Source organism: Pseudomonas sp. FW300-N1A1 (genome assembly GCF_058789115.1).
On record NZ_JBYTBK010000006.1, the window covers coordinates 1 to 15623 of the forward strand.

Below are 15623 nucleotides of genomic sequence, written 5' to 3' on the forward strand. Positions count from 1 at the left end.
TCTCCCACGGTCTGTACTGGCTAGAGTCAGATGCTGGCTTTTAGTCCCACCACCCCTACAAGTCTAAACATACAAGCTGGCTTGCCAGTGAACGGAGGGCGGCCGTTACGCCGACGTCGCGGGCATACCCGCTCCCACAAAGTCCGCATGAGCAGTAAAACCGCTTAATCAAGCGTGAACGCTGTCCCTGTGGCGAGCGAGCTTGCTCGCTCGCCACAGGAGTTGCGTTCGGCGCTCCTTCGTGTGGCGAGAACCGGCCATGTGATCAAGGCAGTTTGCGGGCTGCGCGCGTTACAACCACCCCGAGCGCTTGAAGCTGGCCCATAACCCGACACAGCCGACGGTGATGAACGCCAGCACCCCGAAGTAGCCGTAGTGCAGTTTCAGCTCCGGCATGTTCTCGAAGTTCATCCCATAGATCCCGGCCACTGCGGTCGGGAATGCGAGGATCGCGGCCCAGGCGGCGAACTTGCGTTGCACCACGCTTTGTCGCGCGGCCTCCAGCAGCACACCGATTTCGATGGTCTGGCTGGCGATGTCGCGCAGGGTGGTGAGGTCTTCCATCTGCCGTGTGACGTGGATCTGCACATCACGAAAGTACGGCCGCATGTTCTTGTCGATGAACGGGAAACTCAGCTTCTGCAGTTCTTCGCTGATCTCCACCATCGGAGCCGCGTAACGACGCAAGCGCAACACATCGCGGCGCAGGCCATGCAGGTTCAGGATGTCGACTTCGCTCATGGCGCTGCACAGTACATTGCGCTCCAGGTCGTCGATCTCGCCGTGAATCGCTTCGCCCACGGGCTGGTAGTTCTCGATCACAAAGTCGAGCAGGGCATAGAGCACGAAATCCTCGCCGTGCTCCAGCAGCAACGGGCGCGCCTCGCAGCGCTGGCGCACGTGGGCGTAGGAGGCCGACTGACCATTGCGGCAGGTAATGATGTAGCCCTTGCCGGCAAAAATGTGGGTCTCGATAAACTCCAGCTTGCCGTTCTCGCGCACCGGTGAGTAGGTGACGATGAACAGTGCATCGCCGAAGGTTTCCAGCTTCGGTCGGCTGTGTTTTTCCAGGGCGTCCTCAATGGCCAGTTCATGCAGGTTGAACTGGCGCTGCAGGTTGGCCAGCTCCTGGGCGTTCGGCTCTTCGAGGCCGATCCAGACAAAGTGGCCAGGTTTGGCGGCCCAGGCGGCGCCTTCATCGAGGGTGATATTGGTGACTCTCTTACCGGCGCTGTAGACCGCAGCCGCAACGACTCTACCCATGGTTCCGTTTCACTTCTTCTTGAGCAATGGCAGTGACAAGCAGATGCAGCTTAGCTTGCCCTGAAGCTTGAGAGTCAGTGAAATCGAAGAGGTTCCTGGGTTGTTGCAGGTGTGTGCCTGCTCAGGCGGCTTGCAGTTGCCGGTCCAGCGAGTCGATGCACTCGCGCATTTGCTCGCGGCACTGGTCCATCAACGCGGGCATGTCGTCGAGCGTCAGCCCGGCCGTGGGAATCGGCGGCAGCGAACGGATCAGGATCCGGCCACTGTTCCAGCGATCCAGGCGCATGTGGTTGATGTAGTTGCTGACGCACACCTGCACGATGGGGACGCCGGCCGCGATGGCCATCTGGAATGCGCCTTTCTTGAACGGCAGCAGTTCCTTGCCCAGGTTGCGCGTGCCTTCCGGGAACACCCAGATCGAGGTGTCCTTGTGTTGCAAGGTGTCGGTGGTGGTGAGCATCGCCTTGCGCGCCTTGTGGGCGTTGCCACGGTCGATCAGCACGTTGCCGGCCAGCCAGAACAGTTGCCCGAACAGGGGCACCCATTTAAGGCTCTTCTTACCGATGCACACGGTGCGGTGCGGTACGACGTTGCCCAGCACGAACAGATCGTAGTTGGACTGGTGGTTGGCGATCACCACGCAGCTTTGCTTCTTGTGGGTCAGCGATTCGACGTCGGTCTTGACCCGCAGACGCAGGATGCACATGGCAGGCCAGGCGTAGAGGCGGGCGCACAGGCGGCTGTTGTCCGGATTGAACGGTCGGCACAGGCCCAGGATCACACCCAGCCCACCGGCGATCATAAAATGCAGGCCCATCAACAACATACGAATCAGATACAGCATCTACAGGCCCACCGGAGCAAAAGGTGGCGCAGTGTACGGATGTGCACTGTTTTCGGCAATTGCCGCTCTATAAGTCGGAGATAGGCGATGTTTAAGCGCATGTTTCCGACATCTGTTATCAGAGGCGGGCTAGAGCGCTTGCCGGCTTTCGTGCCTCTTGAGCAAGAAAAAGCCCGACGCGACGGTCGGGCTTTTCAGCATTGCACCTTCAGCACTTAGCCCAGGTGTTGCTGATCCTGGATGATGGCGCTGTCCAGTGCCTCGAGCAGGGCCTTGCGCACTTTGAGCTTGGTGTTCTTGTGGGCGGTCATATTGATCTTCTTCAACTGACGCGCGGCAGCCAGCGCGGCGCCTTGCAGTTCTTCGGCGGCGACCACCTTGTCGAGGAAACCGGCATCCACCGCGCCTTGCGGATCGAACATCTCGCCGTTGATCACCGAACGGTGGAACGCCGACTTGCGCAGGCGGTCACGGGCCAGCTCGATACCGGCGTGGTGCATGGTCATGCCGATCTGTACTTCGTTCAGGCCAATGCTGAACGGGCCGTCGACACCAATACGGTAGTCGGCCGACAGCAGAATGAACGCACCCTTGGCCACCGCATGCCCAGGGCACGCGACGATGACCGGGAAGGGGTGGGACAGCAGGCGACGGGCCAGGGTGGAGCCGGCGGTCACCAGGTTCACCGCGTCCTTGGGACCGGCTGTCATCACCTTCAAGTCATAACCGCCCGACAGAATGCCCGGCTGACCGGTGATGATCACCACTGCGCGATCCGTCACCGCCTGGTCCAGTGCAGCATTAAAAGCGGCAATCACGTCCGGCGAGATGGCATTGACCTTGCCATTGCTCAAGGTCAGGGTCGCGATACCGTCTTCGAGGTGGTACGAAATCAACTCACTCATGACGCTATTCCTTGTATTGAAGTGGGGCAGACGTTACCCATGGCCGCAGGCCAGGTAAAGCGCCGTGACTGACCGGCCAGTCAGCCAATCCGCCCCCCGCCCAGCATCGCGGGCCACGCCCACCTCGCGTTGCCTTCTATATAGAAGCATTCCCCTGGCCGAAGAATGGCAGCTTTGCCATACCCGCCAACCCGCCCGAATCCACAAATCGCTTAACCGCATGAAAATTCTGAAAAAAATGTTTGCCATCGGAAAAGCTTTCGACTACATTAGCGCGCCTCGACAGACAGAACTTGTTTGAAGAGATACGGTGAAGTGTCCGAGTGGCTTAAGGAGCACGCCTGGAAAGTGTGTATACAGGAAACTGTATCGAGAGTTCGAATCTCTCCTTCACCGCCAAATTCGACATACATAAAACCCCTGGTTTCGAGAGAAGCCAGGGGTTTTGTGGTTTCTGGTGTCTGAAGAAAGACTGTTTGGGAGCGATATGGGGACGCGTTTGCCAAGCGCACCTCAAAAAACAAAGACGGGTTGTCAGCCTGAAACTAGAGTGCCATGTGGTTTGGTTTCCACTCCCGATGATTACTAAGAATTGGAGGAGAGATCGGGTCGTTGTGGCGCTAGTTATTCATGGCGCAGTATCCCTCTTATTTCTTTCGATAGTAGGGAAAAGTCAAACTTTGTATTTTCTGAACGTGCATTTTGCAAAAAAGCTTGCTTGTCACTCGCTGCGCGGTACTGAGTCAGGAAGTCATGGGATTGAGGTCCATTGTTGAGTAACTCGCGTATTGAAGGATCAAGCGCTAGATTTTCTATCTTTATAATTTGATTTGGCTTGACCTGTCGAGCAGAAAGCTCTGCGAGTTTCGGAGCGGATTTCCCTGAAACGCCGAGTGTTTTCTGGACAAGACTGTCCAGCGCTTTGGTATCAGCAGCCAGTTTTTTCATTGCGGTGTGCGCGCGTAAAGCACTCCTGGCCATTTTTATGGACGCGTATCCAGCTGCGAATCCGGCTGCTGCTACAGCTGGGGCGGCAGCAGATCCCACATAAGCCGCAGCTGTGAGTCCAGCAGCTGCCCCCGCCCCACCCAGTGTAGCTCCCAATCGGCTGCCTCCACGCGTGTACATATGCATCAACATGGCAGTTGTGCCGGTGAGTCCTGTCACTATGCTGCCGAAAGCGGTGACGAGTATGAAGTGTCCCGTTGGATCACTCCGATTCACCGGATCCCCCGCACAATACGCATACGGATTAATCCCCCCTTCCCTAAACGGACTCCAGCTATCCGGGCTGTTAAAGCGCATCAACACAGGGTTGAACGCCCGATAGCCATTGCCCAGTAAGTAATATCCGGTCACTGGATCTATCCGCTCTCCATTGAACCCGAGCAAGTTGAGCAGGCTGTTCTCTGGGGCGCCATGGCCGTAAGGTGTGTAATTGAAGGGGTGACGCGACGCGTCGAGTGCGTTCAACACCGAGCGCTGTTGATCGGTGGCGAGCAAGGTGGTGTCGACGTTGTTCGCTTTGCGCAGTTGTAGCGCCAGCAGTTGATCTTCGTGTTGGATGATCGAGTGCTGCACGGTACTTTGAACTTCAGTGGTGAGCCGAGCTTTCAAATAAAAGCGATGGGTGCTCATTTGTGCGGATGGTGTGCACGTGATCAGGCGATCCAGCTGATCGTAGTGGTAGCGACAGAGCAGTGTTTGGCGACTCGTTTGCATGCTCGGAACTCACTGAAGAACTTTTCAATTCAGAAGAAGAGTGTGGTGCAAGCGGTCGAGGTTGCCTACTAGCAGAACTACTAGGCACATTGTTCGACACTCGATCTGCGTCAAACACCAGGTCATACAACAGGCCATTACAGGTGAATGCCATCGGTTACGAAAAACCCCTGGCGTGCTCGGCGCACGCCAAGGGTTTTGTTTTTTTCGGTGGAGGGCGAGCCGGGCTCGTTACGCTCTATCGATTGAATCGCTCGACCAGGGAATACTGGGTGGACGCCGTCTGGGTCAGTTCCTTGCTCAGGTCCGCGGAGTGGCGGGCCTGTTCCGAGGTTTGGTCGGCCAGGTGGGCGATGGTGGTGATGTTGCGGCTGATTTCCTCGGCGACGGCGGTCTGCTCTTCGGTGGCGGCGGCGATCTGGGTGGTCATGTCGGTGATGTTGGCCACCGCCTCGCTGATGCCCACCAGGGCCTTGTCGGCCTCAAGCACCCAGGCCACGCCTTCCTCGGCCTGGCGGTGGCCGCTTTCCATGGTCTGTACGGCGTTGTGGGATGAGGTCTGGAGTTTGCTGATCAGGTCATGGATCTGGGTCGTGGATTGGGAGGTGCGCTGCGCCAGCTGGCGAACCTCGTCGGCCACCACCGCGAAGCCCCGGCCCATGTCGCCGGCGCGTGCAGCTTCAATGGCGGCATTGAGGGCCAGCAGGTTGGTCTGATCGGCGATGCCTTTGATGACGTCGACGACGGTGCCGATTTCATTGCTGTCCCTGGCCAGTTGCGCGACGGTTTGCCCAGTCTCCCCGACGACGGTGGAAAGGCGCTCGATGGCCGCGCGGGTGTCCCGGGCCACGTCGCGTCCGCGTGCGGTCAGCAGGTTGGCTTCCTGGGTGGCGTCCGCTGTGCGCTGGACATGGCTGGCGACTTCCTGGGTGGTCGCGGCCATCTGGTTGACGGCGGCGGACACTTGCTCGGTTTCGACGCGTTGGCGATCAAGGCCTCTTGAGCTGTCGGCGGCCAGTACGTCGGATTGTCCGGCCAGCCCGCTCAGTTGCTCGGCGGTGTCCTGCAGGCGCGTGAGGCATGTTTTCAGGCGCGCTGCCTGGCTGACGAAGGCGGCTTCCAGGCGCCCCTGGGGTCCGCGTTCATCACTGTACATCTGCGCGATCAGTGCGTCGGAGGTGGAAGGCTCGGCCATTTGCAGCAGGCGCAGGGTGCCTTGTTTCTGCCAGCGTGAGGTGAGCAAGCCGAGCGGCACGGCGACGCCGGCGGCCACGGCAATCGCCACGGGCGCGCTGAGGAACAATCCGCTCACGGTTCCCGCCAGCCCCATGGCCAGGTACGGCAGGCAGTCCAGCAGGACCGGTTGCCAGGTGTCTTGGCGGGGGATGGCCGGTTTGCCCTGGGTGATGCGTTTATAGAGGGATTCGGCCCGGCGGATCTGATCGGCTGTGGGCTTGACCCTGACCGATTCAAAGCCCACCACCCGGCTGCCTTCGAATATTGGCGTGACGTAAGCGTTGACCCAGTAGTGATCGCCGTTTCGGGAGCGGTTCTTGACGATCCCCATCCACGGACGCCCTTGCTTGAGTGCGCCCCACATATGGGCGAATACGGCCGGGGGCACGTCGGGGTGGCGGACGATGTTTTGGGGCGCGCCAATCAGATCGGCTCTGTCAAAACCACTGATTTCGACGAAGGCGTCATTACAGTAGGTAATGACACCGCGGGCGTCGGTCGTGGAGATGAGCTTCTGTTGCGGGGCCAGCGCAATTTCGCGTTGGGTGACGGGCTGGTTGTTTCTCATTCCTGATGCTCCCTGTGTCCGGTCAGAGGACATCGGCAGACATCGGGAAAATATGAGCGAATGTTTCTAAAACTCATTAAATAACAATGAGTTGTATTTACTTTTGTCCGTGGATTGGATCCTGGCAGGTAGATTCACCATGTCATTGAATGACATGGGTAACGGTTTCGGAAGGGGGCGGCGCTCTATCCGCTAGTATCCGCCACCTCCACCGCCACTGGAGGGCTCCCGTGCTTTTTTCTGTGCATGACTCCATTCGGCGCAGGTCATGAATCCCGTGTGGTCGACCTTGCCGTAACTGTCAAAACTGACGCTGTAGGTGTGTTTGTGTTCCGCCTGGGTCAGCAGGTAGTCAAAGCAACTGCCAGGCTCGACGGTGCGTTCGCTGATGGACAGGGGCTTGCCGCCGATCTGCTGGACCTGATCCTTGCTCATGCCGTTTTCGACGTTGGCGAACAGTGGTTGGTCCCGATAGATTTCAGCGTAGGAGGTGCATCCCGCCACTGTCGAAAATCCGACGAGCAGTGCGAGTAGGGGTATGTTCATGGCCGGGCTCCCGGAGTGAGTGCCGCGAAGAGACACCTGGGTGCATCAGTTCAAGTAAAGTCGAGTTCGGCGGGGTTCGCCAAATCGTCTCGGGGCTCCGAGGGGCGGGAAGGGCAGGCAACAAAAAGCCCGCGCAATGGCGGGCTGTCTGTTTGGGGGGCTGGTTCCATCAGCGGGGCAGAGTGTGCTCCGTGGACCCTGCTCAAGCAACGGTCAGGCGACGAAATGCCAAGGTAGACGGCAAGGTCGATGAGTGGCGCCCGGGCGGTATTCACCCACGCGTGGCGGGTACGGCCTCAAGCGTTCGCAGGGGCTGGATGTCTGACCGATGTGAAGCTACATTTCTCCTTTTGACGACAAGGAATCATCATGCGGATATGGGCAGTGGCGCTTGCAGGCGCGGTGTTGGCCGGATGTTCATTGCCGGCGTCCCTGGTGCCGGGCGAGCCCAATGTCAGCAAGGTGTCGGCCAAGCCTCCCAAGGAATACGCCGCTTGTGTGCTGCCGCTCTGGCAGCGGGAGATTCCGAAGACCACCCAGGTCTCGATCTCCAACGGATTCAGGATCAACGCCCCCAGTATCATCACCGCCGATGAAATCCTGGACATCGTCAAGTACAAGGACGGTAGCCGGGTATCGCTCTATCAAGGGCCGCCATGGGCCAAGACCGATGCGCTGCGAAAGGCGGTGCGCGACTGCCTGTAGCTCGCAGGCCTTGCCCGGCGGCAAGGTGAAGGACGTTTGCTGCCGGTCAAGGGTTCTCTTGCGTTTCACAGACGAAGTAATTGCTCTTACGGTTCTTGGCGGTGAGGTCTTTTGTCAGCTTTTTGGCTGCCGCGACACACTGAGCATAGCCATCGGGCTGGGCCCAATGCTCAAGGGGGATCACCTGGCAATCTGTGCGCGATGCGTCCGTGCACAGGTACAGCAGTAAAAACACCGTCATACAGACCCCTGCACGCTCGATATCGCAATCGGTGGCGCAATTCGTGCCTCAAGTCTCCAGTATGTACGTCTCCATGACTTCGGCCAGTTCGCGGCCGATTTCCAGCCCATCAAGGACAGTTCATGATTATCACCACGACCCACTCCATCGACGGCCGGCAGATTGCGGCGTACCTGGACATCGTCAGCGCGGAGTCCGTGCAGGGCATCAACGTCGTACGGGATATATTCGCCGGGATGCGCGACTTTTTCGGTGGACGTTCGCAGACGCTGGAACGCGCGTTGAAGGATGCGCGAGCCCAGGCAACGGAAGAGCTCAAGGAGCGCGCGCGGAGCGTGCAGGCCGATGCCGTGGTCGGGGTGCACTACGAGATCAGCATTCCTTCCGGCAAAGGCAGTATGTTGATGGTCTTTGTGACGGGGACGGCGGTCAGGCTCAAGTAGACGGGTTGACCGTTCGTCGGGTGTTAAGGTTTTGAAACAAGAGTCCATTAATGACCGGCTAGTCTCAGTCTTCTTGAAGGTCGGTGCTTTCTAGGCAATCAGTTGCTTGCCGGTATTGACCTGTCTGGAGGAGCAGGGAAATGAGCGATCCTTACATCGAAGATGATGGCGCGGAGTATCCGGTCAATAATTGCGTGCGCTGCGGGCAGACGGATTACGTTTCGAGTTTTGCTGGAATACCGGCCGAACCGGGCAATGCGCGCCTGTCGACAGTGACCAGGGCCACGGCAAAGCCGTTTATGCCCAAGGTGGCGGCCCCTGTGCGCAAGCCAGTCGCTAAAGTGTAGGTAGACCCAGCCAAAGAGCGGTTTTCTGTGGGTGGAGGTCGTTACGTCAAGCGTTGTCACACTTTGTGTCAGGTTTGTCGGACGAGGTTTTTTTTCACGTTTCTTTCACAAGCGCATCCGTAGGCTCAGGTCATCCGTTAAAAGCAATCTTCTCAGCCCGTTCCCCAGCGGGCTTTTTTTTGCCTGCGATAAAACTCTTGGCGTAAATGCTGTCAAACTTGGGCGCTCAGGAAGGAGGGCCGGGTTCCGGAGTGAACAACCCTCTTTCCAGGCATCCCGTTTTTTACTGTTCAGTACACTGTTTGAGGTTTATGTCATGCGTTTAACTCTGCCTGCTCTGGTTATGGGGCTTTTGGTCGCTCAAGGTGCAATGGCCAGTGACGGCACCGCAGCACTGGGTGGCGGTCTTGGCGGCGCGCTGGGTAACGCAGTGGGTCACAAACTGGGCGGTAGCACTGGCGCGGCGATCGGCGCCGGTGTTGCGGGCGCGGCCGGTGGTGCTGCTGGCGCAAGCAAAGGCAGCCGTACCGAAGCCGCCATTGGCGGTGGTCTTGGTGCTGCCGGTGGTTCGGTGATCGGCAACAAGCTGGGCGGCAAGTCCGGCTCCACCATCGGTGCAGGCATCGGCGGTGCGGCGGGTAGCGCAGTGGGTAGCAAAATGGCCAAGTAAGGATCACTGATCCTGGCGGCTCGATGTACGAAAACCCGGCGAATGCCGGGTTTTTTTATGACGTCCTACAAGGCATCCCGCACGCCATGGCAGTGATTACCGCTCGTGACTTGCTGGACCACGATCTGAAGGGCGGGGGCGGTAAACAGTTGCTGGATGTAAATCAGGCTCGCTATGCTGCTGAACCCTTTAATCGATGGTGACAGGGGTGATCATGACCATGGCCGTACCTGAGCCGTTCCCGGAATGTTGTGTTGATAACGGATCAGATGCGATGAATGCACCGCTGGATGTGGGCCCGATCAAGGCCGTGATATTCGATATGGATGGTCTGTTGCTCGACACCGAGGGCATTTACACCGAGGTCACGCAGATCATTGCGCAACGCTACGGCCGCACGTTCGACTGGAGCATCAAGCAAAACATCATCGGCCGTGGTGCGGCGGACCTGGCGCGCTATGTGGTGCAGGCGCTGGAGTTGCCGATCAGCGCCGAAGAGTTTCTGGTGATCCGCGAGCCCTTGATGCGCGAGCGGTTTCCACGTGCGCCAGCGATGCCGGGGGCGCGGGAGTTGGTGGAGCACCTGAAGGCCAACAACATTCCAATCGCCGTGGGTACCAGTTCTTCGAGCCAGTCCTTCGCGCAGAAAACCACGCAGCACCGTGACTGGTTTGCACTGTTCGACACCATCGTGACCGCTGATGATCCCGAGGTGGGCGCGGCCAAGCCGGCGCCGGATATTTTCCTGACGGCAGCCCGACGCCTGGGTGTGGCGCCTGAAGACTGCCTGGTCTTCGAGGACTCACCCTTTGGTGTCACGGCGGCGAAAGCCGCAGGTATGACGGCGGTTGCGGTACCGGACGCGGCCATGGCGGACGAAAAATACGCCCATGCCGATCGCATCCTGCGTTCGTTGAAGGCCTTTGAGCCGCAGGCTTATGGCCTGCCGGTGCTTGAGCCGGTGTGACGGGTAAAGCCTCGACAGCAAAACGCCGGGTGACCTGATGGAGGTGACCCGGCGTTTTGCTTTAGGGGGAGGGGCCGTGGGTCAGGCGCCAAAGCCACCGTCGATGGTCAGGCTGGCACCGGTGATGTATCCGGCTTCGGGGCCAACGAGATAAGCGACAAAACTGGCGATCTCGGCGGCGGTGCCGTAGCGCCCGACGGCCATCAGCGGGATCAGGCTGTCGGCGAATTCGCCATGGGCCGGGTTCATGTCGGTGTCGACCGGGCCGGGCTGCACATTGTTGATGGTGATCCCCCGTGGGCCCAGGTCGCGGGACAGGCCTTTGGTCAGGCCGACCAGTGCGGCTTTGCTCATGGCGTACGGGCCGCCACCGGCGAAGGGCATGCGGTCGGCGTTGGTGCTGCCGATGTTAATGATGCGACCCCCTTCGGTCATGTGCCTGGCGGCTTCCTGGGTGGCGATGAACACGCTGCGCACGTTGATGGCCAGGGTCTGGTCGAAGTCTTCGAGCTTGAACTCATGCAGTGGGGCAATCGCCAGCACACCGGCGTTATTGACCAGGATGTCCAGTCGCCCGAAGGTTTCGGCCGTGGTGTTGACGGCATGGCGGATGGCGTCGGCATCGGCGCTGTCCGCCTTGATGGCCAGTGCTTTGCCGCCGCTGGCGGTGATGCTGTCCTGCAGCTCTTGGGCCTTGGCGCTGGAGCTGACGTAGGTGAAGGCGACGGCGGCGCCTTCAGCGGCCAGGCGCCTGACGATGGCGGCACCGATGCCACGAGAGCCGCCCTGGATCAGAGCAACTTTACCGCTGAGGTGTTGAGTGGTCATGTCGATCTCCAATGTCCCGGGGCGAGTTGCCTCGGTTGATGGCGCCCAGTATCGAGGGTCGATTACCTGCTGTGTAGGCGGTAATTGCGATAGTCTGTGTAAACCAAAAGTTTATAATGGTGGCCATGGAAACCTTTAGCAGCATTGAATGCTTCGTGCGCAGCGCCGAGGTCGGCAGCTTTGCCGAAGCCGCGCGGCGCTTGAGCCTGACCCCGGCGGCAGTCGGTAAAAGTGTCGCCAAGCTGGAAGCGTGCCTGGGCGTCCGGCTGTTTCAGCGCAGCACCCGCAGCCTGACATTGACGGAGGCCGGTCAGTTGTTTCTTGGTGAGGTCAGCGCCAGTCTGCAGACGATCCAGAATGCGGTGGCCAATCTGGCCAGTGCCGAAGGGCAGCCGGTCGGGACCCTCAAAGTCAGCATGGGCACCGTCTTCGGGCGCCTGTACATCGTGCCGTTGCTGGGTGAGTTCTTGCGGCGTTTCCCGGCGATCAACCCGGATTGGCATTTCGATAATCGCCAGGTCGATTTGATCGGACAAGGGTTCGACGCCGCGATAGGCGGTGGCTTTGAGCTGCCCCAAGGGGTGGTGGCGCGCAAGCTGACCCCGGCCCATCGCGTGCTGGTGGCTTCCAGGGAGTACCTGGCGCGCCATCCCGAGGTGACCGAGCCGGACGATCTCAAGCACTACGACGGCATCCTGATTCGCTCGCCGCAAACCGGTCGCGTGCGCTCCTGGCAACTGACCCGTCAAGGCCAGCAGCACAGCCCGCTGGTGCTCAAGGCGCGGATGACCATGAGTGACTCGGAAGCGGCCTGCGCCACGGCGACCCAGGGCCTGGGTATCGCCCTGGTGAGCATGCCGTTCGCGGTGGGGTATCTGGAGGCGGGGACCTTGCAGCGGGTGTTGCCGGAGTGGTATGTCGATGACGGCAACATCTCGATCTATTACGCCGAACACAAGCTACTGCCGGGCAAGACCCGGGTGTTTGTGGATTTCATCATCGAGCAATTTGCCGGGCAGCAACTGGCGCAGCGCTTCAGTGCGGTGTGAGTCGGGCTCGAAATCGAGGTGAGGCGTTCGCGAGCAGGCTCATACCCCCAGGGGGCGAGCCTGCTTCTGCAGGAGGAAAGGGGGCGTCAGGCCTAATGCCAGTCAGTTAAGCCGCAGGACCGGTGGGAGCGGGCTTGCCCGCGAAGAGCGATAACGCGTAATGCCTGGAAAACCGCGGTGTTTTCTTCGCGGGCAAGCCCGCTCCCACAGGATCTCCGTCGCTCGAGTTACTTAACTGACTGGCATTAGGCGTCAGGCTTTCTTGATGATGTTGCCGACGTGCAGGCCGCACTCTTTTTGGGTGGCTTCTTCCCACCACCAGCGCCCTTCGCGTTCGTGCTGGTTGGGCAGCACTGGACGGGTGCAGGGCTCGCAGCCAATGCTGATGAAGCCGCGCTCATGCAGGCTGTTGTACGGCAGTTCCAGCATGCGGATGTAACCCCAGACTTCTTCGCTGGTCATTTGCGCCAGCGGGTTGAACTTGTACAGGGTGCGTTCCGGTGTCGAGAACGCGCTGTCGATTTCCAGCACCGCGACCTGGCTGCGGGTGCCCGGGCTCTGGTCGCGACGCTGGCCCGTGGCCCAGGCGCGAACGGTGGACAGCTTGCGGCGCAGCGGTTCGATCTTGCGGATGCCGCAGCATTCGCTGTGACCGTCCTTGTAGAAACTGAACAGGCCTTTTTCCTTGACGAAAGGTTCCAGCCTGGAGTGGTCCGGCGAAACCAGTTCGATCTGGATGTTGTAGTGCTCGCGCACCTGGTCGATGAAGCGATAGGTTTCCGGGTGCAGGCGCCCGGTGTCGAGGCTGAAGACCTTGACGTTCTTGTTGAGCTTCCAGGCCATGTCCACCAGCACCACGTCTTCGGCGCCGCTGAAGGAAATCCACAGGTCGTCCCCGAACTCGGCAAAGGCCAGTTTGAGAATGTCCTGGGGCGATCGGGTGGCATAGGTCGCGGCGAGTTCAGCGACGTCGAACGATGGGCTCATCAAGGCGGTTTCCTACAGGTCGGTGGCGCTAAGCGCTCTCTATAATGGCGATGTTAGCAAAAACCCGGGTCAACGGGGGCGCTCGTCTGCGTTGCGCCCGTCGGTTCGACTCGCTAGAGTTCGGCAGTCCTTTTGCTCGCTCAACTCAATAATCAGTACAAATGGGAGTGTGTTGTGGAAATTGCCTGTCTCGACCTGGAAGGTGTGTTGGTCCCGGAAATCTGGATCGCGTTTGCCGACAAAACCGGGATTGAATCCCTCAGGGCAACCACCCGGGATATTCCCGATTACGATGTCCTGATGAAGCAGCGGCTGCGCATTCTCGACGAGCATGGCCTGAAGCTGTCCGACATCCAGGAAGTGATCGGCACCCTCAAGCCGCTGGATGGCGCCATCGAGTTCGTCAACTGGCTGCGTGAGCGCTTCCAGGTGGTGATTCTGTCCGACACCTTCTACGAGTTTTCCCAACCGCTGATGCGCCAGCTGGGTTTCCCGACCTTGTTGTGCCACCGCCTGGTGACCGATGAGACCGGTCGAGTGACCGGTTACCAACTGCGCCAGAAAGACCCCAAGCGCCAGTCGGTGTTGGCATTCAAGAGCCTTTACTACCGGGTGATCGCGGCCGGCGACTCGTACAACGACACGACCATGCTAGGTGAAGCGGATGCCGGCATCCTGTTCCATGCCCCCGACAACGTGATTCGCGAATTCCCGCAGTTCCCGGCGGTGCACAGCTTTGCCGAGCTCAAGCAGGAGTTTCTCAAGGCGTCGAACCGTGAACTGAGCCTGTAAGTGAACATTGTGGCGAGGGAGCTTGCTCCCGTCGGCCGATTCGCGCTCGGGCGCAGCAGTCGTAAACCGGTACACGCGTGCTATCTGAAGATTCATGGTGTCAGGTTTTGGGGGCGCTCCGCATCCTAGCGGGAGCAAGCTCCCTCGCCACAACAGCCCTGCATCAGAGGCTTTGCAAGGTATCGAGCAACACCTTCACCTTGGTGATGGATTCCTGATATTCGGCCTGCCAGTCCGAGTCGGCGACGATACCGCCTCCGCCCCAGCAGCACACCTGGCCGTCCTTGACCAACAGGCTGCGGATGGCGATCGAGCTGTCCATTTCCCCGCGAACGTCCAGATACAGCAACGAGCCGCAGTACAGGCCGCGACGGGTCGGCTCCAGTTCGTCGATGATCTGCATGGCGCGGATTTTCGGTGCGCCGGTGATCGAGCCGCCGGGAAAGCTGCCGGCGATCAGGTCCAGGGCGTCTTTGCGCTCGGCCAGTTCGCCGGTGACGCTGCTTACCAGATGATGGACATTGGGGTAGCTTTCCAGGCTGAACAGTTCCGGGACGCGCACCGAGCCGATGCGGCAGGTACGACCGAGGTCGTTGCGCAGCAGGTCGACAATCATCAGGTTTTCCGCGCGATCCTTGGGGCTGGCCAGCAGTTCGGCGGCGTTGGCCGCGTCTTGTGCGGCGTCCTGCCCGCGTGGGCGGGTGCCTTTGATGGGGCGGGTTTCCACATGGCCGGCGCTGACTTTGACGAAACGCTCGGGCGACAGGCTCAGCACGGCTCCGCCGTCGGGCAGGCTTTGAAAGCCTGAGAAGGGCGTCGGGCAGGCTGCCCGCAGGGCGCAATATGCCGCCCAGGCATCGCCTTGGCAGGGCGCGCGGAAACGTTGGGCAAAGTTGACCTGGTAGCAGTCACCGGCCTGGATGTAGTGCTGGATGCGCTCGAACGCTTGCCGATAGTCGTCGGCGCTCAGGTCGGGCTGCATGGCACCGTCCAGGCTGAACGCTGCGTCGGTCGCTTCAGGGTTCTGGCTGAACAGCTCGATCAGGCGCTGGCGCTCGATTTCGCTCAGGTTGGGATGAAACACCAGTTGGCTGGTGCCGTGCAGGTGGTCGCTGATCAGGGCCCAGTCATACAGGCCGAAGCGTGCATCGGGTAACTGAAGGTCATCCAGGGCGCGGGAGGGCAGGGCTTCCAGGTGACGACCGAAGTCGTAACTCAGGTAGCCGATCAGTCCGCCGGCAAATGGCAATTCAAAAGGCGCAGGCACGCTGGCTTCACCCAGTCGGGTCAGGGTGTCGCGCAGGCGTTGCAGGAACGCACTGCCGCTTTCGTCCGGTGCCACTGCCAACGTCGCCAGTGGCCAGGCACTGAGCAGGTCATAGCGGCCGCGCTCGGCACTTGGCCGGCCGCTGTCGAGCAGCACACTGCCCGGGGCATGGCGGATTGCCGCGAAATACCGGGCGGGGTTGGCGTGATAGGGCAGCGGGTATACGGAGCAGGTCGACATGGG

General features: G+C 60.0%; 18 protein-coding genes, 1 tRNA gene and 1 pseudogene. 9 read left to right on the forward strand and 11 right to left on the reverse strand.

Annotated elements, in window-relative coordinates; genetic code table 11:
* Positions 1 to 291 precede the first annotated feature (291 nt).
* From AC3WQN_RS06675 to AC3WQN_RS06685, 3 genes are all read right to left on the reverse strand, one after another.
* Complete coding sequence (locus AC3WQN_RS06675) at positions 292 to 1263, reverse strand: magnesium and cobalt transport protein CorA (protein ID WP_095082590.1); 972 nt, start codon at positions 1261 to 1263, stop codon at positions 292 to 294.
* 121 nt (positions 1264 to 1384) lie between these two features.
* Complete coding sequence (locus AC3WQN_RS06680) at positions 1385 to 2107, reverse strand: lysophospholipid acyltransferase family protein (protein ID WP_095143038.1); 723 nt, start codon at positions 2105 to 2107, stop codon at positions 1385 to 1387.
* A gap of 215 nt (positions 2108 to 2322) precedes the next feature.
* Positions 2323 to 3012, reverse strand: coding sequence for a crotonase/enoyl-CoA hydratase family protein (locus tag AC3WQN_RS06685; RefSeq protein ID WP_103399890.1), 690 nt, complete (start codon positions 3010 to 3012; stop codon positions 2323 to 2325).
* Positions 3013 to 3321: 309 nt separating this feature from the next.
* Here AC3WQN_RS06685 and AC3WQN_RS06690 point away from each other — a divergent pair.
* Positions 3322 to 3411, forward strand: a tRNA-Ser gene (locus AC3WQN_RS06690).
* Between the two features lie 225 nt (positions 3412 to 3636).
* On the opposite strand, the gene AC3WQN_RS06695 is transcribed toward AC3WQN_RS06690, so the two are convergent.
* The 4 genes and pseudogenes from AC3WQN_RS06695 to osmE all read right to left on the reverse strand — a co-directional run bounded on the left by AC3WQN_RS06695 (position 3637) and on the right by osmE (position 7084).
* Entirely contained in the window at positions 3637 to 4734 is a 1098-nt protein-coding gene (locus tag AC3WQN_RS06695; RefSeq protein ID WP_103399891.1) for an RHS repeat-associated core domain-containing protein, read from the reverse strand.
* 238 nt (positions 4735 to 4972) lie between these two features.
* Positions 4973 to 6064 carry a methyl-accepting chemotaxis protein gene (locus tag AC3WQN_RS06700; RefSeq protein WP_492589491.1) on the reverse strand — a complete coding sequence of 364 codons (1092 nt, stop codon included), beginning with the start codon at positions 6062 to 6064 and terminating at the stop codon, positions 4973 to 4975.
* Positions 6065 to 6265: 201 nt separating this feature from the next.
* Positions 6266 to 6571 (reverse strand): annotated as a pseudogene (locus AC3WQN_RS06705) (PAS domain-containing protein); the annotation flags it as partial.
* A 159-nt stretch (positions 6572 to 6730) separates the two neighbouring features.
* A complete protein-coding gene (gene osmE, locus AC3WQN_RS06710) occupies positions 6731 to 7084 on the reverse strand; it encodes an osmotically-inducible lipoprotein OsmE (RefSeq protein WP_103399893.1) in 354 nt (117 codons plus the stop codon).
* Positions 7085 to 7453: 369 nt separating this feature from the next.
* Here osmE and AC3WQN_RS06715 point away from each other — a divergent pair, with 369 nt between their 5' ends.
* Positions 7454 to 7789, forward strand: a complete 336-nt coding sequence (locus AC3WQN_RS06715; protein ID WP_095143049.1) for a hypothetical protein — start codon at positions 7454 to 7456, stop codon at positions 7787 to 7789.
* 46 nt (positions 7790 to 7835) lie between these two features.
* Here the strand turns inward: AC3WQN_RS06715 and AC3WQN_RS06720 are convergent, their stop codons facing one another.
* Positions 7836 to 8030, reverse strand: a complete 195-nt coding sequence (locus AC3WQN_RS06720) for a hypothetical protein (RefSeq protein ID WP_095143050.1) — start codon at positions 8028 to 8030, stop codon at positions 7836 to 7838.
* A gap of 122 nt (positions 8031 to 8152) precedes the next feature.
* Between AC3WQN_RS06720 and AC3WQN_RS06725 the strand changes: the two genes are divergently transcribed.
* The 5 genes from AC3WQN_RS06725 to AC3WQN_RS06745 all read left to right on the forward strand — a co-directional run bounded on the left by AC3WQN_RS06725 (position 8153) and on the right by AC3WQN_RS06745 (position 10457).
* Positions 8153 to 8473 carry a YbjQ family protein gene (locus AC3WQN_RS06725; RefSeq protein ID WP_103399894.1) on the forward strand — a complete coding sequence of 107 codons (321 nt, stop codon included), beginning with the start codon at positions 8153 to 8155 and terminating at the stop codon, positions 8471 to 8473.
* A 140-nt stretch (positions 8474 to 8613) separates the two neighbouring features.
* Complete coding sequence (locus AC3WQN_RS06730; protein ID WP_103399895.1) at positions 8614 to 8820, forward strand: hypothetical protein; 207 nt, start codon at positions 8614 to 8616, stop codon at positions 8818 to 8820.
* A gap of 316 nt (positions 8821 to 9136) precedes the next feature.
* Positions 9137 to 9490: a glycine zipper 2TM domain-containing protein gene (locus AC3WQN_RS06735; protein WP_103399896.1), complete on the forward strand. Its 354-nt coding sequence runs from the start codon at positions 9137 to 9139 to the stop codon at positions 9488 to 9490.
* A 23-nt stretch (positions 9491 to 9513) separates the two neighbouring features.
* Complete coding sequence (locus AC3WQN_RS06740; protein WP_095148054.1) at positions 9514 to 9693, forward strand: hypothetical protein; 180 nt, start codon at positions 9514 to 9516, stop codon at positions 9691 to 9693.
* Positions 9694 to 9764: 71 nt separating this feature from the next.
* Positions 9765 to 10457 (forward strand): HAD-IA family hydrolase, encoded by a 693-nt coding sequence (locus tag AC3WQN_RS06745; protein ID WP_103399897.1) that lies wholly within the window; start codon positions 9765 to 9767, stop codon positions 10455 to 10457.
* Between the two features lie 81 nt (positions 10458 to 10538).
* Here AC3WQN_RS06745 and AC3WQN_RS06750 read toward each other — a convergent pair whose 3' ends face one another.
* Positions 10539 to 11285, reverse strand: coding sequence for a 3-oxoacyl-ACP reductase family protein (locus AC3WQN_RS06750; protein WP_103399898.1), 747 nt, complete (start codon positions 11283 to 11285; stop codon positions 10539 to 10541).
* Positions 11286 to 11410: 125 nt separating this feature from the next.
* On the opposite strand from AC3WQN_RS06750, the gene AC3WQN_RS06755 reads away from it, so the two are divergent.
* Positions 11411 to 12334, forward strand: coding sequence for a LysR family transcriptional regulator (locus AC3WQN_RS06755; RefSeq protein ID WP_103399945.1), 924 nt, complete (start codon positions 11411 to 11413; stop codon positions 12332 to 12334).
* Between the two features lie 252 nt (positions 12335 to 12586).
* On the opposite strand, the gene AC3WQN_RS06760 is transcribed toward AC3WQN_RS06755, so the two are convergent.
* A complete protein-coding gene (locus tag AC3WQN_RS06760; RefSeq protein WP_103399899.1) occupies positions 12587 to 13321 on the reverse strand; it encodes a phosphoadenylyl-sulfate reductase in 735 nt (244 codons plus the stop codon).
* Positions 13322 to 13495: 174 nt separating this feature from the next.
* Here AC3WQN_RS06760 and thrH point away from each other — a divergent pair, with 174 nt between their 5' ends.
* The gene (gene thrH, locus AC3WQN_RS06765) at positions 13496 to 14113 is read left to right on the forward strand and encodes a bifunctional phosphoserine phosphatase/homoserine phosphotransferase ThrH (RefSeq protein ID WP_103399900.1); all 618 of its coding nucleotides are present in this window, start codon (positions 13496 to 13498) and stop codon (positions 14111 to 14113) included.
* Positions 14114 to 14276: 163 nt separating this feature from the next.
* Here thrH and pabB read toward each other — a convergent pair whose 3' ends face one another.
* Positions 14277 to 15620, reverse strand: coding sequence for an aminodeoxychorismate synthase component I (pabB, locus tag AC3WQN_RS06770; protein WP_103399901.1), 1344 nt, complete (start codon positions 15618 to 15620; stop codon positions 14277 to 14279).
* Between the last annotated feature and the right edge of the window lie 3 nt (positions 15621 to 15623).